The following is a 19,999-nucleotide window of genomic DNA, read 5'->3' on the forward strand; positions in this document are numbered from 1 at the left end:
AAGAAATCGGATAGACAGACATGACAGTGACCGAACCCGTCGAACAGACCGCCGAACCGGCAAGCGACAAGCTCATGGAGATTCCTGAGCGCTACATGCCTAAACACCTGTCGCCCTCCAGCGCCTCGTCGTATCGAGAGTGCGCCCGGCGCTGGAAGTTCCGCTACGTCGACCGCCTGCCCGACCCGCCAGGAGAGGCCGCGGTCACCGGCACCTTCGCCCACATGGTGCTGGAAAAGCTGATGCAAGAACCGGTGGAGAACCGGACCGTGGACCGAGCCAAGGAGTTGGCTCGCGAGGCCTGGCCCGCCATGGAGAACAGCCGTGACTACCGATCCCTGGATCTGGACGACAATGCCAGCCGGAACTTTCGATGGAACGGCTGGAAGGCGATCGGGGGACTGTGGGAGCTGGAAGACCCCGGCAAGGTGCGGGTCGCCGCCACCGAGCAGGACGTGAGGGTCGAGATCAACGGGGTTCCGTTCCGAGGCATCATCGACCGAGTTGATGAGACCGACGACGGCTTGGTGGTTACCGACTACAAGTCGGGCAAGGCACCGTCGGAGCGGTTCTCCTCCAACTACGCCACCCAGATGCTGCTGTACGCGGCGGCGCTCACCGAACTGGAAGGCCGCAAGCCGGCCAAGGCGCAGCTGCTGTATCTGGGCCAGAAAGTGGTGGAGGTGGAGATCACCAACGAGAGCCTGGCCGAGGCGGTGGACGAGCTGCGAACCACGTGGCTGGCCATCATGGAAAGCTGCATCTCCCAGGAGTTCGAAGCCTCAGTCGGTCCGTTGTGCGGTTGGTGCCCGTTCGTGGTCCAATGCCCTGAGGGGACCGAGGAAGTGCTCCGCCGCGACAAGATCGGCAAGTTGCGGTCCGATGCCCCCGCTCTGGAGCGGATCGCCCAAGCCGCAACTACAGACGACTAGACCCGGGGCAGGCGCGTTCCGGCCAGTCGGCCCATAGCCGGCCGCATGAGCGCCTCCTGGCGCAGGGTGACTCGGGCCCAGTAGTGGGCGGCTTCGCGGTCGTCACCCATCTCGAAGCGACCCCGGTCGGCTCGGTCTTGGTCAGCGAGGGTTGAGCCAATGCGGTCCACCATGTCCAGGTATCGCACCAGCCGGGCCACCGACTTGGCCCGGGCCGCGGCGTACCCCTCCAAAGCAGGGGTGACCACCGTGCGCAGATCGTCGAGCACGGCCTCGTAGACCGCGCTGACCTCAGTATCGGAGGGCTCAGGTACTTCGATTGGCTCCACCGCTACGCCGAGGGCTTCACACAACAGCTCGGCGGTCACCCGACGGTGGAGGGTGGAGAACAGCATGCCCATGCCCATGTCCCCCCCGGCCGCACCGGTCACCCCCAAGCCGATGAGGTTGCGGACCTGGCAAGCCAGCTGCCAGTAGCGCACCCGCCCGGCGTCCAGCGGACCGTCGTACCACCCGAACGCAGTGTTGATGTCTACAAACGGGGTGAGCATGGCCCGCACCGTGATCCAGGCCAAATCCTCCATGGGATCGCCCACATGGGCCAGTTCCCAGTCGCACAGCCCCGTCACCCGTATACCGTCGTGCAGCACATTGCCCGGCCCCAGATCACCGTGGACCAGCACTGCTCGCTCAGGGGGTGGGGGTGCCATCCCGGCCAGTTGGCGCAAACCCAGATCGATAAGCGGATCGGGCTCAGGGCAATGATCCCGATAGAGCCGAGTCCACAATTTCATTTCGCCTAGGGCCAGGTCGTCATGGGCCAGATCGGCCGGTGGGTCAAGAGCATGGAGGGCGTTGACCTGCTCCATGAAGTCCTTGGCCAGAGCAGAATCGTCCAGCGGACCCGGCGTTCCCTCTACAAAGTCCAACAGCAGCGCCCGCCCATCGGGGCTGACCCCTCGGAATCCAGCGGCCCGTACCGGCTTGTCGGTCAGCCACCGATACACCTCGGCCTCGCGACCTAGGTCGTAGCCCACCGAGGAGAGCGCCGATGTTCCGGCGTCCATACGCAAGAACATCTGCTCCCCTCCATCCAGCGTCACCACCCACGCCTGGCGGGAAGCACCCCCCGGAATGCGAACCGCATCAACAACCGCCTGGCCGCAGCACTCTTTCACCCACGCCAGCAGCTCACGATCCAACTCGCTCACCCGACCAGGCTAAGCCCCTCCATCACCTGTCGCTCATTGTGCGTCTACGCTCAGCACCTCGTGTTCCCACCGGGCTTCTTCGATCGGGCTGATCCCAGCCCCGACCACCTCTTCTACTCACCACCCCGCCTGGTCACCCACATAGACGACCAAGCCACCGCCGCCGTCGGTGCCCTGTACCGAGAGTTGGGCCTCACCGGAGAAGTACTCGATCTGATGTCGTCGTGGATCTCACACTTCACCCACCCCCCAGACCGGCTGGTGGCCCTGGGAATGAACGAGGTCGAACTGGCTGCCAACCCCCTGGCCCACGAATGGCTCATTCACGACCTCAACGACACCCCGCGACTCCCCTTCGACGACGACTCCTTCGACGCCGTCACCTGCTGCGTCTCGGTTGACTACCTCACCAGACCAGTGGAGGTGTTCACCGACGTGTCCCGCGTGCTGAGCCCCGGCGGCCTGTTTGTGGTCACGTTCTCCAATCGGTGCTTCCCCACCAAAGCCATTCGAGGCTGGCTATACGCCGACGACGAAGGACACCTAGAAGTCGTCCGCCGCTATTTCGAAGCCGCCGACGGATAGGCCGAGCCGGTGATCAAGCAGTGCATCCCCCCGGGCACACCCGGCGACCCCCTCTACGCCGTGTACGCCGAAGCCATCTGACCGGCAGCGGATGGAGCCCGCTACTCACCCGAAGGGCAGCTACGTCAGCCCGATGCCAAACATCGTGCCCCAGATCGTCAACATGAACCCCGACATGATGAACACCATCGTCCGGGTCAGCTTGGCCATCTGAAACGCGACCTCGCCTCGGACCTCCGCGACCTCGCCTCGGACCTCCGCGACCTCGCCTCGGACCTCCGCGACCTCGCCTCGGACCTCCGCGACCTCGCCTCGGACCTCCGCGACCTCGCCTCGGACCTCCGCGACCTCGCCTCGGATCTCCGCCAACTCGCCTCGCAGGCTCTCGAATCCGGCGTCCATCTTGTGCTCTAGTCCGTCGATGCGGGTGTGAACCCTGGCAAATTCTGCGTCGACCAGGGCGAATTTGCCGTTCATCTCGGTGCGAATCCGTTCTTCGCTCGCCCTCACGTCGTCTTTGGTGGCGAGATGTTCCCAGCGCACAGGAGGCAGACACTCGATCAACGTTCTCGCCTCCTCCTCACCCAGCACCTCGCTCAAACGGCTCAGCAACGCCAAACGCCTCGCTTCATCCACAAGCATACCCAGCCTCTCCCATCAAGAAATCTCAAAGGAGGACCGACACACCGCCCACACGTGGTGTCTGCACCCTACCCGCAGCCACGAGACCCGACAACCGCCATTTCGGGTGGTCGAGGTCGACCCCCGACAGGAAATCGACGCCCGTTGAAGCACCAGACCTGAGGAACAGTCACTGGGGGTCTCTAGAGTCTTGGCCGTGGGCATCGAAGTGATCTGCACCCCGTATGGGCCGCCCGCCACTGAGCGGTTGGGCGAGCAGATCACCGCGGTCAAAAACGGCGACCCGCTGGCACCGGTCACGGTCGTGGTTCCCACCAATATCGCTGGGTTGGCAGTTCGAAGGGCTTTGGGGGCCACGGGCCGGGGGATTGCTGCGGTAAATTTCCTCAAGCTCTTCGACCTGGCCGAACGCTTGGCCGGACGGCAGATGGCGATGGAGTTTGAGCGCAAACCGCTTTCTGGTCCGGTGCTCAGCGCCACCGTGCGCAGCGTGTTGAACACCGACCCCGGCCTGTTCCGCAGATCAGCCCGCCACCCCGCCACCGAACAGGCCTTGGCGCGGTCTTACCGCGACCTGCGGGAGCTGTCCGAAGATCAGCTCGACACGCTGGCGTCGCAAGGTCGCCGAGCCGATGATGTGGTCCGCATCTGCCACCAGGTCAGAGACGAGCTGAAGTCGAAGTGGTACGACGGCCACGATCTGAGCGATCTGGCCGTCAACGCCCTGGAGTCGGGATCTTTCAGCGACATCCTCCAAGAGTTCGGACCGGTGATCATTCATCTGCCCCAGCGGATTACTCGATCACAGGGGCTGATGATCGCCGCTTTGTCTGAGGCGACCCCGGTGGCAGTGATCGCCGGGCTCACCGGAAATGAGAGGGCCGATGGCGCGGTGGCAAAGTCGGTCGACTCCATGGGGGCCAGTCTCGGTTCTGGGCCCGAGATCAGTCCGCCGCACGGCCAGCGGATCATCAGCACGGCGAGCGCCGACGAAGAAGTCCGGGTTGCGGTACGAGAGGTGGTGCATGCGGCCCGAGACGGCATCCCCCTGAGCCGGATCGCCGTGCTGTGCGGCGGCGGCGAACCTGTGATCCGCCAGCTTCACGACCAATTCGATGCCGCTGGCATCGAATACAACGGCCCGAGCGGGCGCACCCTGGCCGACTCGCTGGCCGGCCGAGGGCTCATTGCCCTGCTGAACCTGGAAAGCCGCGACTTCCGCCGAGACGAGGTGTTCGCCCTGCTGTCGGTGGCATCGACAACCGTGCCTCGCAAACAGGCCACAGAAGAGCAGCCCTCGCTGGCCACCGATCTGGTGATGGCGTGGGAGCGGGTGTCGCGCCAGGCCGGAGTGGCTCGGGGTGCCGAGCAGTGGGAGATGCGGCTCAACCGATACGCCGACGAGCAGCAAAAGGTCGCCCAGCAAGAACAGCGCGATCCCGACAGAGTGGACGCACGGGTTGAGAGGCGTAGGCGAGAGGCCGGCCATGCCGAGTCTCTGGCCCGGTTCATGGTCCGGCTCATCGACGACTTGTCTCCTGAGCCGGAACCGACCACCTGGAGAGACTGGTGTGGATGGATCAAGGGGCTGATCAACACCTATCTGGGTGACAAGGAAGCCCGACAGCCCTGGCCCGAATCCGAGCAGGACGCCGCCAGCAAAATCGAAGGGATCCTCGACCGCTTGGCCAATCTGGACGAGATTGACCGCCGTCCCCGATCGGCCACGTTCCGGCACACCCTGGTCTCGGAGTTAGGTACACCCACCGGTCGTGTTGGCCGAGTCGGCCATGGGGTGCTCACCGAGGAGATCGGCGCCTCGCTGGGGATGGAGCTGGATCGAGTGATCGTGATCAACATGGCCGAAGGGACATTCCCCCACAGCCCCTCCGACGATCCGCTGCTGCCCGACCGGGAGCGCAAGGCCGCCAGCGATGATCTCGCCCTGCTCTCCGACCGGATGGACGATCAGCATCGCCATCTTCTGGCCGCGCTGGCCTCAGCCGAGATCGGCACCCTGGTGTACGCCCGAGGCGACGCTCGGCGGGCGTGTGAGCAGCACCCGTCCCGCTGGCTGCTGGACACCGCCACAGCACAGGCAGGGCGCGCTATGGACAGCACCAATCTGGAGAGCCTGGCCGACGATGAAACCGCCAGCTGGTTTGAGCACGTCCCCTCCCTGTCGGGCAGGGTGCTCCACGCCGATTTCCCGGCCACTGCTCAAGAGTTCCGGCTGAAGGCCGTTGGTCAGCCGGGTCGATCCGTTGGCGTACTGCCCGACGACGACCTGGTTCTGGCCCGAGGGGCCGAGTTGGTGGTCGCCCGGGCCTCAGACCATTTCACCCGCTTCGACGGCAATCTGTCCGGCCTCAAAGTCGCCGACCTGACCGAAGACGTGGTATCGCCCACCAGGCTGGAAACCTGGGCCGACTGCCCGATGCGCTACTTCTTCCAGCACGTCTTGCGGGTGCAGACGTTCGAACAGCCCGAAGAGTTGCTTCAGATCTCCGCGTTGGAAAGGGGCTCGCTGATTCACGACGCCCTGGACATATTTGTGGGCGAGCAGATCGAGAACGGCCAGGTGCCGGCCCCAGGCCAGCGGTGGAGCGAAGAGCAGCGCCAGCGTCTCCTCGAGATAGGAACGGAGTTGTGCGACCAGGCTGAAGCGCAAGGGCTGACCGGCACCCCGGTGTTCTGGCACCACGACCGGCGCCGGATCATGACCGATTTGGAGCGCTTCTTGTCGGAAGACGATGACCAGCGCCGCCTGCGTGGTGTGACCGCCGCGGCCAGCGAGTTGGCCTTCGGAATGCCCGACGGCGAATTGGAGGCGGTGGCCGTCCCGCTACCCAGCGGTCGGACAGTGCGGTTCCGAGGTCGAGCCGACCGGGTGGACCAAGGTGGGAGCAACACGCTGGTGGTTACCGACTACAAGACCGGCAGAGCCGACCCCTACAAAGACTTGGACGGAAACAGCCGGAACTTTGACCCCGTCCTGCGAGGCACCCGGCTCCAGCTTCCGGTGTACGGGCTGGCAGCCCAGGCCCACATCGACGACCCCGATGCCCCAGTTACGTCCCAGTATTGGTTTGTCACCAGCGACCAGCAGTTCAAGGCCTACGGCTACCGGCTGAGCCCCCGGGTGATGGACCGTTTCCGCACGGTGGTGGACACCATCGCCGACGGCATCGAGGACGGCGTGTTCTGCGACCGACCCCAGCCAGACCGCACCGAGGGGCCGTACAGCCAGTACTGCGACTACTGCAACACCGACCGGCTCGGCACCCAAGAGCGCCGCCGGGCCTGGGAGAACATGCAGGATCGAGGCGATCTAGCCAGCTATCGGCACCTGGCCGAGGCGCCCCATGGATTCGAGTTCGAGGCGAATTGATCATGGCACCCACCAAGAACGACCAAGCCGACCGGGATGCCATCGAGGCCGAACTCGACTCGACCCTATTTGTGGAGGCCGGGGCCGGATCGGGCAAGACCACCGCGCTGGTCGCCAGAGTGCTCTCCCTACTCAACACCGGAGTGGCCATGGAGAACATCGCGGCCATCACGTTCACCGAGAAGGCCGCCGCTGAGCTGAAGAATCGCCTGCGCGAGAAGCTCTCCGAGTCGGGCGCCCACACCGAGGCCCTCGACCAGCTTGACGGCGCGGCCATCACCACCCTCCATGGGTTCGCGCTGCGCATCTTGTCTCAGCACGCCATCGAGGCCGGATTGCCTCCTCGCCTCGAGGTGAGCCCAACCGAGGCGTTCGAAGACCGGTGGGTGGAGTTCCAGAGCTGGTTGCTGCACAGCTCCGAGCAGGAGCACGCCTTGCTTCTGGCCCGAATCTTGGGCCTCAACATGGGACATCTTCGGGATCTGGCTCGAATCCTCGACAACAACTGGGACCTGGCCGCACGAGAAATGGGGAAACAACCGCCTCCCACCGGCCCGATTGGCCTTCCCGACGTCAGCGGATTCCCCATCTGGTTCGGCGAGGTGGCCACCCTGTCGATGTATTGCACAGACCCCACCGACCGAATGCTGCCCAAGCTCGACGCCATCGCCGAGCGGGCCGAATTGCTGCGGGGGGCGGCGGGAGACCCCGACCAGATCTTGCGTTTGCTGTTTGTTCCCGGGCTGAGCTTCACCAAGGCGGGTCAAAAGGGCAACTGGCCCGATGAGGAGAGCGGCGACCCTTCATTGCCAGTAGTGGCCACCCAACTGCGAGAGCTAGGCAACGCCATCAAGGACCTCCGAGCGCATGTGGCCGATGTGCTGATCGAGCGGCTGACCCTGGTGCTGGCGGCATTCACCCTCGAAGCCGCCGAAGACCGCCGTCGCCTGGGGGTGTTGGAGTATCACGACCTACTGGTTCTGGCCCGGAATTTACTGCGACACCCTCAGTACGGTCAAGAGGTCAGACAGGCGCTGGCCGGGCGCTATCAGCGACTGCTGCTCGACGAGTTCCAAGACACCGACCCCATCCAGATTGAGGTGGCCAAGCTCATCGCCACGCCGTCTGGCGACCACCAACACTGGTCCGAGTTGCAGGACGAGGCGGGGCGGCTCTTCTTTGTGGGCGATCCCAAACAGTCGATCTATAGGTTCCGCCGAGCCGATATCGCCCTGTACACACAAGCAGGACAAGCCCAAACCGCGGATCGAAAGTCGCTCACCCGCAATTTCCGGTCAGTCAAGCCCGTCCTGGATTGGATCAATGCCCTGTTCGAGGAGTTCATGGCCCCACCCAGCCCCTCAGAGCAGCACGTCCAGCCCAACTATCAGGCTCTCGAGCCTGTTCGGAAGCAACCCCCGAACGGGCCTGCGGTGGCGGTGCTCAACCGGGAGCATCCCAGAACAGCCAGCACCCGCGGCCTGCGCGTGGTCGAGGCCCAAGAGGTAGCCCAGGCTATCTTGACCGCGGTCGGCAAAGGCTGGTCGGTGGGGGACGGTATGGACGAGGAGAAGCGCCAACGCTGGCGGCCGGCCCGGCTGGAGGACATCTGCATCCTCCTGCCCACCCGCACCTCACTCCCCCAGCTTGAACAGGCATTGGAGGGCCATGGCATTCCCTACCGGATCGAAGCGGGCTCACTGATATGGACCAGCCAGATCATCCGGGAGGTGATGGCAACGGTGAGAGCGCTGGCCGATCCCACCGACCAGGTCGCCCTGCTGAATGCCCTGCGATCCCCTGCCTTCGGTTGCGGCGACGATGACCTCTTCACCTACAAGGTGGCCTATAGGGGCCAGTGGAACTACACAGCGGATACGCCCCAACAGCTCCCCAGCGGTCACCCAGTGGGCGAGGCCATGTCATGGCTGGCCAAACTGCACACCGAAGCTCGCTGGCTGAATCCCAGCCAGGTTCTCGAGCGCATCGTGCGGCAGCGACGGCTGATGGAGTCGAGCTGCTTCGGCCACCACCGTGACCGGGATGTGTGGCGCAGCCTCAACGTGGTTATCGACCAGGCTCGCCAATTCGAAGAGTCCGGCGGACGGGGATTGCGGGAATTCGTCGCCTGGGTGGAGCGAAAGATCGGAGAGCGGACCAGAGAATCCGACGTCATCTTGTCGGAAACCGACGACGACGCGGTGCGCATTACCACCATTCACGCCGCCAAGGGCCGGGAGTTCCCCATCGTCATCCTGTCGGGAACCTACGCCCGGAGCCGCCCCATGTCGGCCCAGGTGATGTGGCCTGCTGAAGGTGGCTTCGGCGTGCGTTTCAACAACCTCTTGCGGACCAAGTCGTTCGCCGACCATCAAGACCATGAGGAGGAAATGGAGTACGCCGAAAGGGTACGCCTGCTCTACGTGGCCCTCACCCGAGCGATGGACCACCTGGTGGTGTCGGCCCATCGCATAGAACGAAGCGAGGGCAGCAAGGCAATGCCGTCGATGGCCGAGATGGTGGCGGACAACGCCGCCTGGCTACCTGAAGCAGGATGGCTGCCCGAGGCGGTTTCCCCGCCCGAGGAAGACGGGCTGCCCGAAGCAGATGAGGCACCCGAGCCAACGACCTCTGAGGGGTCTGACCTACCGGTCATGGCAACGTTCACAGACTGGAAGAGCGAGCGCGGAGCATTCATGGCCAACGCGAAAAGGCCGTCAACCATGAGCGTCTCAAGAATCGCCTGGATAGAGACCGAAGATGAGGATGTTGATCAACTCCCCGGCCTAGTCAAGGACGGACCAACTGACGGGGACGACGGACGGTCGCCGTCGCGCAAAGGCCGGGCTGGCACCCAGATTGGCAGCGCGGTCCACGGTGTGCTGCAAACGGTGGACTTGGACGTCGATCCCGACAGCTTCGGCCCGGTGGCTGCGGCCCAAGCGGAGGCCGAGGGCATCTCGCAGCACACCAGAACCGTCCGCGCCCTAGCCCAATCGACCTTGGAATCCGACACCGTGCAAGAAGCGGCCGCCAACGATCATTGGAAAGAGATCTTTGTGGCCGCCCCGGTGGATGACACCGTGGTGGAGGGATATATCGACCTGCTGTACCGGGCTCCAGAGGGCCTGGTGGTGGTGGACTACAAGACCGACGACATTCACGATGACGATGTCCTAGAAGCCAAAGTGGACCGCTACGAGCTCCAAGTGGCGGCCTATTCCCTTGCGGTGGAACAGGCAGTGGGCGAAGAGGTGAACCGCTGCGTGCTGGTGTTCGCCCGCCAAGGCCAGGAGGCGACAGAGGTTGTCATCGCTGGCGACAGGCTCGCCGCAGCCCAAGATGAAGTCCACCGGAGGCTGGCCGACACTGCGGCCTGATAGGAAGAGGAGCGATGTTCACGTTGGTGGTGATGGCTGCGGGGCTGGGGTTGCGATTCGGCGGCACCAAGCAACTGGCCCAGGTGGGGCCCAACGGGGAGGCGTTCTTGGACTTCGCCATCGCCGACGCCCGGGCCGCGGGGGCCAATCGGGTTGTCCTCATCGTGCGCAGCGATATCGAAGCCGACGTCCAACGGCACTTCGAGATTCGTGGTGGGCTGCCCGACAGTCTCGATGTGGCCTATGTGCGCCAAGACGCGCACGGCCCGTCCCGCCCCAAACCGTGGGGCACCGCCCATGCCGTGCTATCGGCCGCCGAAGCGGTATCCGGTCCGTTCATGGTGTGCAACGCCGACGACTACTACGGCCCTACTGCATATGCCGCCCTCGCCCACGCCATGGAGGGGATGGCCGACAACCAGGCCTGGCTGTGCGGCTACCACCTAAACCACACCTTGCCAGCCGAGGGCACCGTGACCCGCGGCGTGTGCCAGGTTGAGGGCGACCGCCTTGTCGGCATCGTCGAACAAGAAGGCATCTCCCGTGCCGACAACGCCTTCTCCGAAGGCACCATCGTGTCCATGAACCTATGGGCGTTCTCCCCGATGTTCTTGGACGTGTTGCGGGAGGGCTTCGGTCGATTCCTCGACGAACACGGCGACAACCCCTCGGCCGAATACCTCCTCCCCCACGCCGTCGCAGAAGAAATGGAGAAAGGCGCTCTCACCGTCCGTGTAGTCACCACCGACGAAACCTGGATCGGGGTCACCAACCCCGACGACCTCGAAATCGCCCGCACCGCCCTCAGGTCCCGCTGACGAAATGCCCGAACTGCCCGAAGTCGAAACCATCCGCCGCCAACTGGCACCCCGACTTCAAGGCCGCCGCGTCCAGGACGCCCACTCCCACGAATCAGAGAAATTTACCCCTGCCAAAGAAGCCATTGGCACCACGATCCAGACTCTCAGCCGCAAAGGCAAATACCTCATTACAAGCCTGGACGACGGTCGGGAGCTCATCATTCACTTGGGCATGACCGGCTCCCTAACCATAACCCCCGACACCCCCGACGACCCCTACATCCGGGCCTGGTGGCAACTCGACGACAGCGAATACCTGGCCTACCGGGACGTCCGCCGTTTCGGCCGAATCCGCTGCGTACCCGCCGGCCAATACGACACGATTCCCACGCTGGCCGCCCAAGGCCCCGACGCCCTGAGCCCCGAATTCACCCCAGATGGCTTCTACCGCGCCCTCCGCAACAGCCGCCGCCGAATCCCCACCCAGCTCCTCAGCCAACGCCCAGTGGCCGGTGTCGGCAACATCTACGGAACCGAGGCGTTGTGGATGGCCGGCATCCATCCGGCCAAGCGTCAGATCAGCCGATCGGCCGCCACCAGCCTCCACGCCGCGCTCGTGGAGGTGCTCAGAGCCGGGCTGGCCAACGGTGGCACCACCCTGCGGGACTACCGCAACGCCGATGGGGGTGAGGGCAGCCACCAGAACGCGCTGGCCTGCTACGGCCGCTCCGGCCATCCCTGCCTGCGCTGCGCCTCTCCACTCCAACACCGCACCTACGACGCCCGCACCCTCACTTTCTGCCCTAAATGCCAGGCGCGATAACGTCCGCTGCGGTCGAAGGGAAAGCACATGAGCGATGAGATGACCGACGAGCAGAAGGAAGCGTTCGTCGCCAAGCTCCGAAAGGAGGTCGGGAATACCGGCACTCCGACTATCGCTCGGGACCCGGTCAACCAGCCCATGATCCGCCACTGGTGCGATGCCATGGAGGACGCCAACCCCCTCTACACCGACCCCGACACCGCCAGCCAAGGTCCTCATGGTGAGATCGTCGCCCCTGCGTCCATGCTCAACGCCTGGACCATGATCGGCCTGATCCCCCGGGTCAACGACCCCAAAGATCCTGCTTCCGGGGTGTACGCCATGCTGGACGAAGCCGGCTATGTCGGAGTGGTGGCCACCAACTGCGAACACGTCTATCACCGCTATCTCAAGTTGGGCGACCATCTCACCGGCGTCGTCAAGCTGGTAGACGTGTCCGATGAGAAGCAGACCGCTCTAGGCATCGGCCATTTCGTCACCACCGAGACCGAATACCACGACCAGCACGGCAACCACGTCGGCTCCATGTTCTTCCGCATCCTCAAATTCCGCCCCGGCACCGGGCGAACCGCCAATTCCGGGGGCGACGGCAACTCCGGCACCGAGCGTCCGCCCCGCCCTCGCCCCAGCCGCAACCAGGACACCGACTTCTTCTGGCAGGGCAGCCGAGTCGGGGAGCTGCGCATTCAGCAGTGCCTCAAGTGCGGGCGCCTCCAACACCCGCCCGGCAACCGCTGCCCGGCCTGCGGCGCCACCGACATGGATTACACCACTGCATCCGGGAAGGGCACGCTGTACTCATACGTGGTGGCCCATCACCCTCGGGTGCCCTCCTTCGACTACCCGCTGAACATCGGGCTGGTGGAGCTGGAAGAGGGTGTCCGCCTCGTCACCAACATCACCGACTGCGACGCCGATCAGCTCAAGGTGGGCATGCCGCTTCAGGCCTGGCACATGCAGACCCACGATGATGTGAGCATTCCGGTATTCCGACCCGCCCGGGTGGCCCGAAGCGCAACCACGCTGACCTTCGACGAGGTGAGCGTGGGCGACGAACTGCCGCTGTGCCCGATTCCCCTCACCCCCACGCTGATCGTTTCCACTGCCATCGCCTCACGCGACTACCAAGATGTCCATCACGACCGGGACATGGCCCTCAAGAAGGGCTCCGAGGACATCTTCATGAACATCCTCACGTCCAGCGGCCTCTCGGCCCGCTACATCAGCGACTGGGCCGGACCGGACGCCGTTTTCAAGAACCTGAAGATCCGCCTCGGCGCCCCCAACTACCCCTACGACTGCATGACCATGTCGGGATCGGTCACCGCCAAGCGGGAGGCCGACGGCGAGGCCATCGCCGAGGTGTCATTTCGGGGCCAGAACAGCCGGGGTCCCCATGTGACCGGAACCGCCGACCTGGCCCTGCCCAGAGCGTAGGAGGACGCGATGAGCCTGAAATACGCCTACGAATGCGCCGTTGCCGGAATCGGTGCCACCCCGTTCACCAAGGACTCGGGCCGCACCCCGATGGACCAGGCGGTGGAAGCCTGCCTGGCCGCCTGCGAGGACGCCGGGCTGCCACCTGAAAAAGTCAACGGCTTCGTGACCTACTCAGCCGAGCAGAACCCCGAAATCGAGGTGGCCCGAAACCTGGGCATCGAAGAGCTGACCCACTTCTCCATGGTCCACCACGGCGGCGGAGCGGCCTGCGGGGTGATCGCAGTGGCCTGCCAGGCCCTCTACTCCGGTGCGGCCGACTATGTGCTGTGCTATCGGGCTTTCAACGAGCGCTCCTGGCACCGCTTCGGTGCCGGGGTGCAGGACCGGCCGGCCGGCGCCGAAGCGTCAGAAGTCAGCTTCTCGTGGAGCTCGCCCTTCGGGCTGGTCACCCCGGCCTCCTGGGTGGCCATGTTCGCCACCCGCTACATGCACGAGTACGGCGCCACCACCGAGGACTTCGGTCGGGTGTCGGTGGTCGACCGGACTTTCGCGGCCACCAACCCCTACGCCCACTTCTTCCAGCGGCCCATCACCCTGGAAGACCACCAGAACAGCCGTTGGATCGTGGAACCGCTGCGCCTGCTGGACTGCTGCCAGGAAACCGACGGGGCCCAGGCCTTGCTGGTGACCACCGCCGAGCGAGCCAAAGACCTCCAGCAGAAGCCAGCAGTTATCGCCTCAGCCGCCCAGGGCGTCGCCGAAGACCAGCACATGATGAAGAGCTACTACCGGGACAGCATCACCGGCATACCCGAGATGGAGTTGTGCGCTCGCCAGCTCTATCAGTCGAGCGGGCTGTCGGCTGGCGACATCCAGACCGCCATCATCTACGACCACTTCACCCCGCTGGTGCTCCCCCAGCTCGAAGAGTTCGGATTCTGCGATCGGGGCGAGGCCAAGGACTTCATCCGCGACGGCCACCTCGAGCGAGACGGGCGACTGCCCATCAACACCAACGGGGGCCAGCTCGGCGAGGCCTACATCCACGGCCTCAACGGCATTGCCGAGGGGGTACGACAGATTCGGGGCACCTCGGTGAACCAGATCGACAACGTGGAAAACGTGCTGGCTACCGCGGGAACTGCGGTACCCACCAGTGCGCTCATCCTCTCCCAGCCCCGCTGACTCCCCGACCCGCCCGGCACTCAGTGCTGACTGCAACTGAATCGGCATCTCCCGATCCCTCAGCCCATTGGAATGTGTATGATTCCGGCTGACAGAATGATCCGAGACAGAACCCAACTAGAGAGGCCCAACTATGGAATTCAGCCACGACCGCTCCGGCGACACGCTGGTCGTCACCGCTTCAGGCCGGGTAGACGGATCCAATGCGTCGGATTTTCTGGAGTCCCTGCAAGGAATGTTCGATCCTGGCGACCAGCGGATCATCCTGGATCTTGGCGGCCTTGAGTACATCAGCAGCGCGGGCCTCCGTGTGCTGCTCATGGCAGCTCAGAACCTCGACAAGCAGAACAAGTCCTTCAGCATCTGCTCATTGACCGAAGCGGTAGGCGACGTGTTCCGTATCAGTGGCTTTGATCAGATCATCAACGTTTTTCCATCGGTAGACGACGCCAAACAGGGGTAAACCCTTGACCGACACCTACAAGATCCTGGTCGTCGACGACGAACCGGATCTTGAACCTCTGGTCCTTCAGCGGATGCGGCGGCAAATCCGTTCCAAGGAGTACGAGTTCGTATTCGCTTGCGACGGAGTGGATGCCCTGGAAAAGCTCAACGCCGATCCGACCATCGACATGGTCCTGTCCGATATCAACATGCCCAAGATGGACGGCCTCACCCTGCTCCAGCAGCTTCCCGACGTCGACCCCAATCTCCGGGCGGTGATCGTCTCGGCCTACGGCGACATGGACAACATCCGCACCGCCATGAACCGGGGAGCGTTCGACTTCGTCACCAAGCCCATCGACTTCGACGACCTGAAGATCACCATCGCCCGCACCTTGGATCATTTGGCCGAATGGCGGGAAGCGCTGGCATCGCGCGACCAGCTCGTGGCCCTTCAAAATGAGCTGAGCATCGCCAGCCAACTCCAGCAGTCCATCCTGCCTGCTATTCCCCCGGAGACAGATGGATGCGAGGTATCGGCCAACATGGAACCGGCCCGCAACGTGGGCGGCGACTTCTACGACTACTTCAAGCTCGACAACGAGGTTGGGCTCGTTGTAGCCGATGTGTCCGACAAGGGCATCCCTGCGTCGATGTTCATGATGTCAAGCCGGACTGCGCTCAAGGGGGCCGCCATCGGCGTTCGCGAGCCGCGGATGGTGCTCGCCGAAGTAAACAACCAGCTCCAGCAAGACAACCCCACCTTCATGTTCGTCACGCTGATCTACGCCCTGTTCAATCCGGAAACCGGATTGCTCACCTACTCCATCGCCGGCCACGATCCCCCGATGCTGGTAAGCGCAGACGGCGCAGTTACCGAATTGCCGCTCACCAAGGGAATCGCGCTGGGCATCGCCGCCGATGTCGTCTACACCCAGGAGTCGGTCACATTGGAACCAGGCGACACCGTGGTGCTGTTCACCGACGGCGTGACCGAGGCCATGAACGCCGACAACCAGCAATTTGGCTTGGGACGGTTGACGGAGGTGTTCGAAGGCAAACCGCCCGAAAACGCCACCGCGGCCAACGAGACGGTCTTCGAGTACGTGCGGAACTTCGCTGGTGATGCCCCTCAGTCTGACGACATCACCTGTCTCACCCTGCGGCGCCCCTCATGATTGTCACTACCCGCTTTCAGACCGCCACACGAAGCCGCTGAAATGCAACGATCGCTGCATCTATCCCACCCTCCGAAGCAAGGCCACCCCTCCGACGTTTTGCCGATGATCGAAGACCTGTTGAATGAGATGGCCGAGGCAGATGATTGGCCGATAACCCTGACCATGCATGCCAACTTGATTCTGGAAGAGTTGGTGCTCAACACCTTGACCCACGGCGACACGAGCGGTCTCACAGAAATCGACCTCGAATTGGAATCCAAGGAACACGCCCTAACGATCCGCCTCGTCGATGACGGATCGCCCTTCAACCCGCTTACCGACGCCCCCGAACCCGATGTCACCCTTCCCCTGAACGAGCGCCCCATCGGTGGGTTGGGGGTCTATCTCGTTCGAACTATGGGCGAGGATCTGGAGTATCGCCGGGAAAACGACCGCAACCACCTAAAGCTCGTCGTACGCCCCGAGTCGTGAGGGATTCGGCACTGAGAATCCTGCGCAAAGTGCGGTTCGCCGGCCTGGCAACCGTTGTACTCGCCGCAGTGCTGTCAGGCTGCGGATCCAATGCCACCGATCCCGCACAGCTCCAGCCAACCGCCACCCCGACTGCTGGACCAGCCCAAAATGGCGCGGCAAGCACAGGAGTGCCGGGGGTGTTCGACGGCCGGGTGGTGTTCGGACAGTCGGCGGCGTTCAGCGGTCCCGCCCAAGAGCTGGGCATCAACATGAACCTGGGCATCATGGCGGCGTTCGCAGAGGCCAACCGAAACGGCGGCGTACACGGGCGAATATTGGAGCTCGTGACTCGAGACGACGCCTACGAACCCGAGGCAGCCATCACCAACACCCAGGCATTGATCAACGAGGAGCAGGTCTTCTCGCTCATCGGCGCGGTGGGCACGCCCACATCGCGTTCGGCCACTCCAGTGGCAGCCGAAGCGGGCATCCCCTATGTCGCTCCGTTCACTGGGGCCGGCTTCCTCAGAGACGACCATTGGGACAACATCATCAACCTCCGGGCCTCTTACGCCCAGGAGACCGAGGAAATGGTCGAGCGGCTCACCACGGACTTGGGCGTCACCCGAATCGCGGTCATGTTCCAAGACGACTCCTTCGGACGGGCCGGTTACAACGGAGCGCTGGCCGCGCTAGAACGCCGGGGGATGAGCCTGGTGGCCACCGGTGTGTATCCCCGCAACACCACTGCGGTGAAGTCGGGGCTGCTCGACCTGAGGCTGGGCAACCCCGAAGCCGTGATCCTGATCGGCGCCTATCAGCCGGTCGCCGCCCTCATCTCCTGGGCCCGCCACATCGACTTCGATCCCATCTTCATGACGGTTTCCTTTGTGGGAAGCAACGCGCTGGCCGATGAGTTGGGATCGGGCGGCGAGGGCGTGTACGTCACCCAGGTGATTCCCTTTCCCACCGACCTGTCGATTCCCGTAGTGGCCTCCTATACCGCGGCCTTGGAGGCATACGACCCAACGGCTGAACCGGGGTTCGTGTCCTTGGAGGGCTACATCGCCGGCCGTTTGGCCATCTCCGGTTTGGAGGCATGCGGTGTCATTCTCAACCGCGGCTGCTTCTTGGAAAACATCTTGGGTGCCGGCCAGTTCGACGTCGACGGGTTCGTCCTGGACTTCGGTGCTGAAGACAACCGTGCCGTGGACAATCAAGGCTCTGACGCCGTCTTTTTGACCGTGATCGATGCCAACGGCAATTACCGGTCGGAGGCCTCGATGGGAGACGCCAGCTCGTGACCGAGTCAGCCACCCCGCAGGGCCTCGAACCCACCGCCAGCACGACTGGCGCCCAGCGGCCCGCGGTCCATCGCCGGATCTCCACCCAGCTGTACGCCGGGATCTTTGGAACGGTGGTGCTCACCATTGTGGCCAGCGTTGTGAGTTGGATCTCCTTCTCCAATGTGGACGACAGCCAAAGACGGGTGAGCGAGGAGAGCGTGCCCGAGCTGGCCGGTGCGTTCGGGCTGGCTGAGTTCAGCAACGCCCTCGTTGCAGCCGCCCCTCGGCTCACCACCGCACCTTCTAACCAATTCACCACCATTTCTGCCGAGGTAGCCACCGCCCAGCGGGAATTCAACGACCATTTCAGACCGCTCGCCCAAGCAAATCCGGCTGATATCCACGTTCAGGAAATCTCCGCGGCCGCCGATGAGTTGGAGAAGAACATCACCACCATCACGGCCGATATGCCCCACTTCTACAGCCTGACCCGAAAGATCGAGCAGCTTCAGGTCGAGATTCCAACTCTGTCCGATGCCGCCAACAGCATCATCCTCCCCGCCATCGACGACCAGCTGTTCTTCCAGGTCACTGGCTATCGAGATCGGGTATCCGACCCGATTGACCCTATGACCCGCACATCGGGAGGCGAGTTGCTCCTTTACCGACATCTCAATGCCCTCCAGGCCGACGTCGCCCAAGCCTCCGAACTCATGGGCAGCGCCCTTATCGCCTCTGAGGTTGCCTTTGTCGAGCCGCTGACTGAGAGCTTCGAGTCGGTTGATGACCGAATCCAGATCAGCCTCTCCGCCATTGCCGAATCGGAAATGGTTCCGGGGCTGGAGCCGGCAGTCAATGATCTCTTGGCTCTGGGGAAGGACGACGAGAGTGCATTTCAGGTATCGGTAGACCGCTTGGAGATCATTGCGCGCCAAGACAGGCTGCTGGCCGAGAACCAGGCGCTGGCCGTGGATCTCCTCGACGAGGTCCACGCCATCGTCCAAACAGCCCAGGCTGGGGCCGACCAGGCCACTGAAAATTCAGCGCAAACCATCAACACGGCCCGCATCCTCTTGGTGATAATCAGCGTCATCGGCGTCATTGGAGCGGGGCTGATCAGCTGGCTCTTCGTCGGGCGGGTCCTCTTGCGCCGGATCGGACGGCTCTCCGGTCGCATGCGGACCCTGGCCAAGGGCGACTTGGAAGAGGAGATTGAGGTCAGCGGCCGCGACGAGATCGCCGAGATGGCGTCAGCCTTAGAAGTGTTCCGTCGCCACGCGCTGGAAATCCAGCGGCTGAACCTGGTGGAGCAGTTGGCCCAGGAGTTGAGCGAGCGCAACGACGAGCTGCAAGAGGTGCTGGAAGAGCTGAGCCAGGCCCAAGATCAGATCGTGGCCCGGGAGAAGTTGGCCGCGCTGGGCGAGGTCACCGCCGGCGTAGCCCACGAGATCCGCAATCCGCTCAATTTCATCAACAACTTCTCCGCAGCTTCGGCTGAGCTGCTGGAAGAGATGGCCGAGATCTACGAGGACATAATCGACAATCTCTCCGATGAGGACAAAGACCTCATCGAGGAAATCAACCAAGATCTCAACGACAACCTAGAGCGCATCCAATCCCACGGAAAGAGGGCCAATCGAATAGTTCAGGACATGCTGTTGATGGGCCGGGGTGGAGGCGAGACCCAGATGACCGACATCAACGATCTCATCCACGAGCATTCACTGCTGGCCTACCACAGCGCCCGAGCCCAGGATCCCGAGTTCCAAGTCTTGTTGGAGGAAGAGTTCGACCCGGACATGGGGCAGTTGGAGGTTGTCCCCCAAGATCTCGGAAGAGTGTTCTTGAACTTTGTGGCCAACGCCGGCTACGCCACCAACAAGAAGCAAAAGGAATTGATCGACGCCGGAACAGTGGGCGACTACACCCCTACCGTGGTGTTGAAGAGCCGACGCACCGACGAAAGCGCCATCCTCAGCGTCCGGGACAACGGCAGCGGTATTCCTCCAGACGTGGCCGCCAAGATCTTCGATCCGTTCTTCACCACCAAGCCCACCAACGAAGGCACCGGCCTGGGCCTGGCGCTGTCCAACGACATCATCCGGGAGCACGGCGGCACCATCACTGTCAACTCCGAGCCGGGCGAATTCACCGAGATGGTGGTGGAACTGCCGCTGACCCAGGCCAAGACCACCCCTCTAGTCGGAGACGGCGCTGGCATCGACGCAGACGACGCTTAGCTGAAC

The 19,999-nt window shown here is 63.6% G+C and carries 15 protein-coding genes; 13 read left to right on the top strand and 2 right to left on the bottom strand.

Features of this window, described 5'->3' with window-relative positions; translation table 11 throughout:
* The first annotated feature begins 20 nt into the window (after positions 1-20).
* Complete coding sequence (locus tag OXG30_15800; protein ID MCY4136353.1) at positions 21-932, top strand: PD-(D/E)XK nuclease family protein; 912 nt, start codon at positions 21-23, stop codon at positions 930-932.
* On the opposite strand, the gene OXG30_15805 is transcribed toward OXG30_15800, so the two are convergent.
* Positions 929-2,143, bottom strand: coding sequence for a phosphotransferase family protein (locus tag OXG30_15805; GenBank protein ID MCY4136354.1), 1,215 nt, complete (start codon positions 2,141-2,143; stop codon positions 929-931). The genes OXG30_15800 and OXG30_15805 overlap by 4 nt on opposite strands.
* Before the next feature lie 60 nt (positions 2,144-2,203).
* Between OXG30_15805 and OXG30_15810 the strand changes: the two genes are divergently transcribed.
* A complete protein-coding gene (locus OXG30_15810) occupies positions 2,204-2,728 on the top strand; it encodes a methyltransferase domain-containing protein (GenBank protein MCY4136355.1) in 525 nt (174 codons plus the stop codon).
* Between the two features lie 120 nt (positions 2,729-2,848).
* On the opposite strand, the gene OXG30_15815 is transcribed toward OXG30_15810, so the two are convergent.
* Positions 2,849-3,370: a hypothetical protein gene (locus tag OXG30_15815; protein MCY4136356.1), complete on the bottom strand. Its 522-nt coding sequence runs from the start codon at positions 3,368-3,370 to the stop codon at positions 2,849-2,851.
* 196 nt (positions 3,371-3,566) lie between these two features.
* Between OXG30_15815 and OXG30_15820 the strand changes: the two genes are divergently transcribed.
* The 11 genes from OXG30_15820 (at position 3,567) to OXG30_15870 (ending at position 19,993) form a co-directional block, all read left to right on the top strand.
* Positions 3,567-6,761, top strand: coding sequence for a PD-(D/E)XK nuclease family protein (locus OXG30_15820; protein MCY4136357.1), 3,195 nt, complete (start codon positions 3,567-3,569; stop codon positions 6,759-6,761).
* A gap of 2 nt (positions 6,762-6,763) precedes the next feature.
* Positions 6,764-10,141, top strand: coding sequence for a UvrD-helicase domain-containing protein (locus OXG30_15825; protein ID MCY4136358.1), 3,378 nt, complete (start codon positions 6,764-6,766; stop codon positions 10,139-10,141).
* A 14-nt stretch (positions 10,142-10,155) separates the two neighbouring features.
* A complete protein-coding gene (locus tag OXG30_15830; GenBank protein MCY4136359.1) occupies positions 10,156-10,959 on the top strand; it encodes an NTP transferase domain-containing protein in 804 nt (267 codons plus the stop codon).
* Between the two features lie 4 nt (positions 10,960-10,963).
* The gene (gene mutM / locus OXG30_15835) at positions 10,964-11,764 is read left to right on the top strand and encodes a bifunctional DNA-formamidopyrimidine glycosylase/DNA-(apurinic or apyrimidinic site) lyase (protein ID MCY4136360.1); all 801 of its coding nucleotides are present in this window, start codon (positions 10,964-10,966) and stop codon (positions 11,762-11,764) included.
* Positions 11,765-11,791: 27 nt separating this feature from the next.
* Positions 11,792-13,201, top strand: a complete 1,410-nt coding sequence (locus tag OXG30_15840) for an OB-fold domain-containing protein (GenBank protein MCY4136361.1) — start codon at positions 11,792-11,794, stop codon at positions 13,199-13,201.
* A gap of 9 nt (positions 13,202-13,210) precedes the next feature.
* Positions 13,211-14,389 (top strand): lipid-transfer protein, encoded by a 1,179-nt coding sequence (locus OXG30_15845; protein MCY4136362.1) that lies wholly within the window; start codon positions 13,211-13,213, stop codon positions 14,387-14,389.
* Positions 14,390-14,522: 133 nt separating this feature from the next.
* A complete protein-coding gene (locus OXG30_15850; protein MCY4136363.1) occupies positions 14,523-14,852 on the top strand; it encodes an STAS domain-containing protein in 330 nt (109 codons plus the stop codon).
* A 4-nt stretch (positions 14,853-14,856) separates the two neighbouring features.
* Positions 14,857-16,011: a SpoIIE family protein phosphatase gene (locus OXG30_15855; GenBank protein ID MCY4136364.1), complete on the top strand. Its 1,155-nt coding sequence runs from the start codon at positions 14,857-14,859 to the stop codon at positions 16,009-16,011.
* Between the two features lie 105 nt (positions 16,012-16,116).
* Positions 16,117-16,485, top strand: coding sequence for an ATP-binding protein (locus tag OXG30_15860; GenBank protein MCY4136365.1), 369 nt, complete (start codon positions 16,117-16,119; stop codon positions 16,483-16,485).
* A complete protein-coding gene (locus OXG30_15865; protein ID MCY4136366.1) occupies positions 16,482-17,771 on the top strand; it encodes an ABC transporter substrate-binding protein in 1,290 nt (429 codons plus the stop codon). The genes OXG30_15860 and OXG30_15865 overlap by 4 nt, the downstream gene beginning before the upstream one ends.
* The gene (locus OXG30_15870) at positions 17,768-19,993 is read left to right on the top strand and encodes an ATP-binding protein (protein MCY4136367.1); all 2,226 of its coding nucleotides are present in this window, start codon (positions 17,768-17,770) and stop codon (positions 19,991-19,993) included. The genes OXG30_15865 and OXG30_15870 overlap by 4 nt, the downstream gene beginning before the upstream one ends.
* Positions 19,994-19,999 lie beyond the last annotated feature (6 nt).

The organism is bacterium, assembly GCA_026708015.1.
GTDB lineage: Bacteria > Actinomycetota > Acidimicrobiia > Acidimicrobiales > Bin134 > Poriferisocius.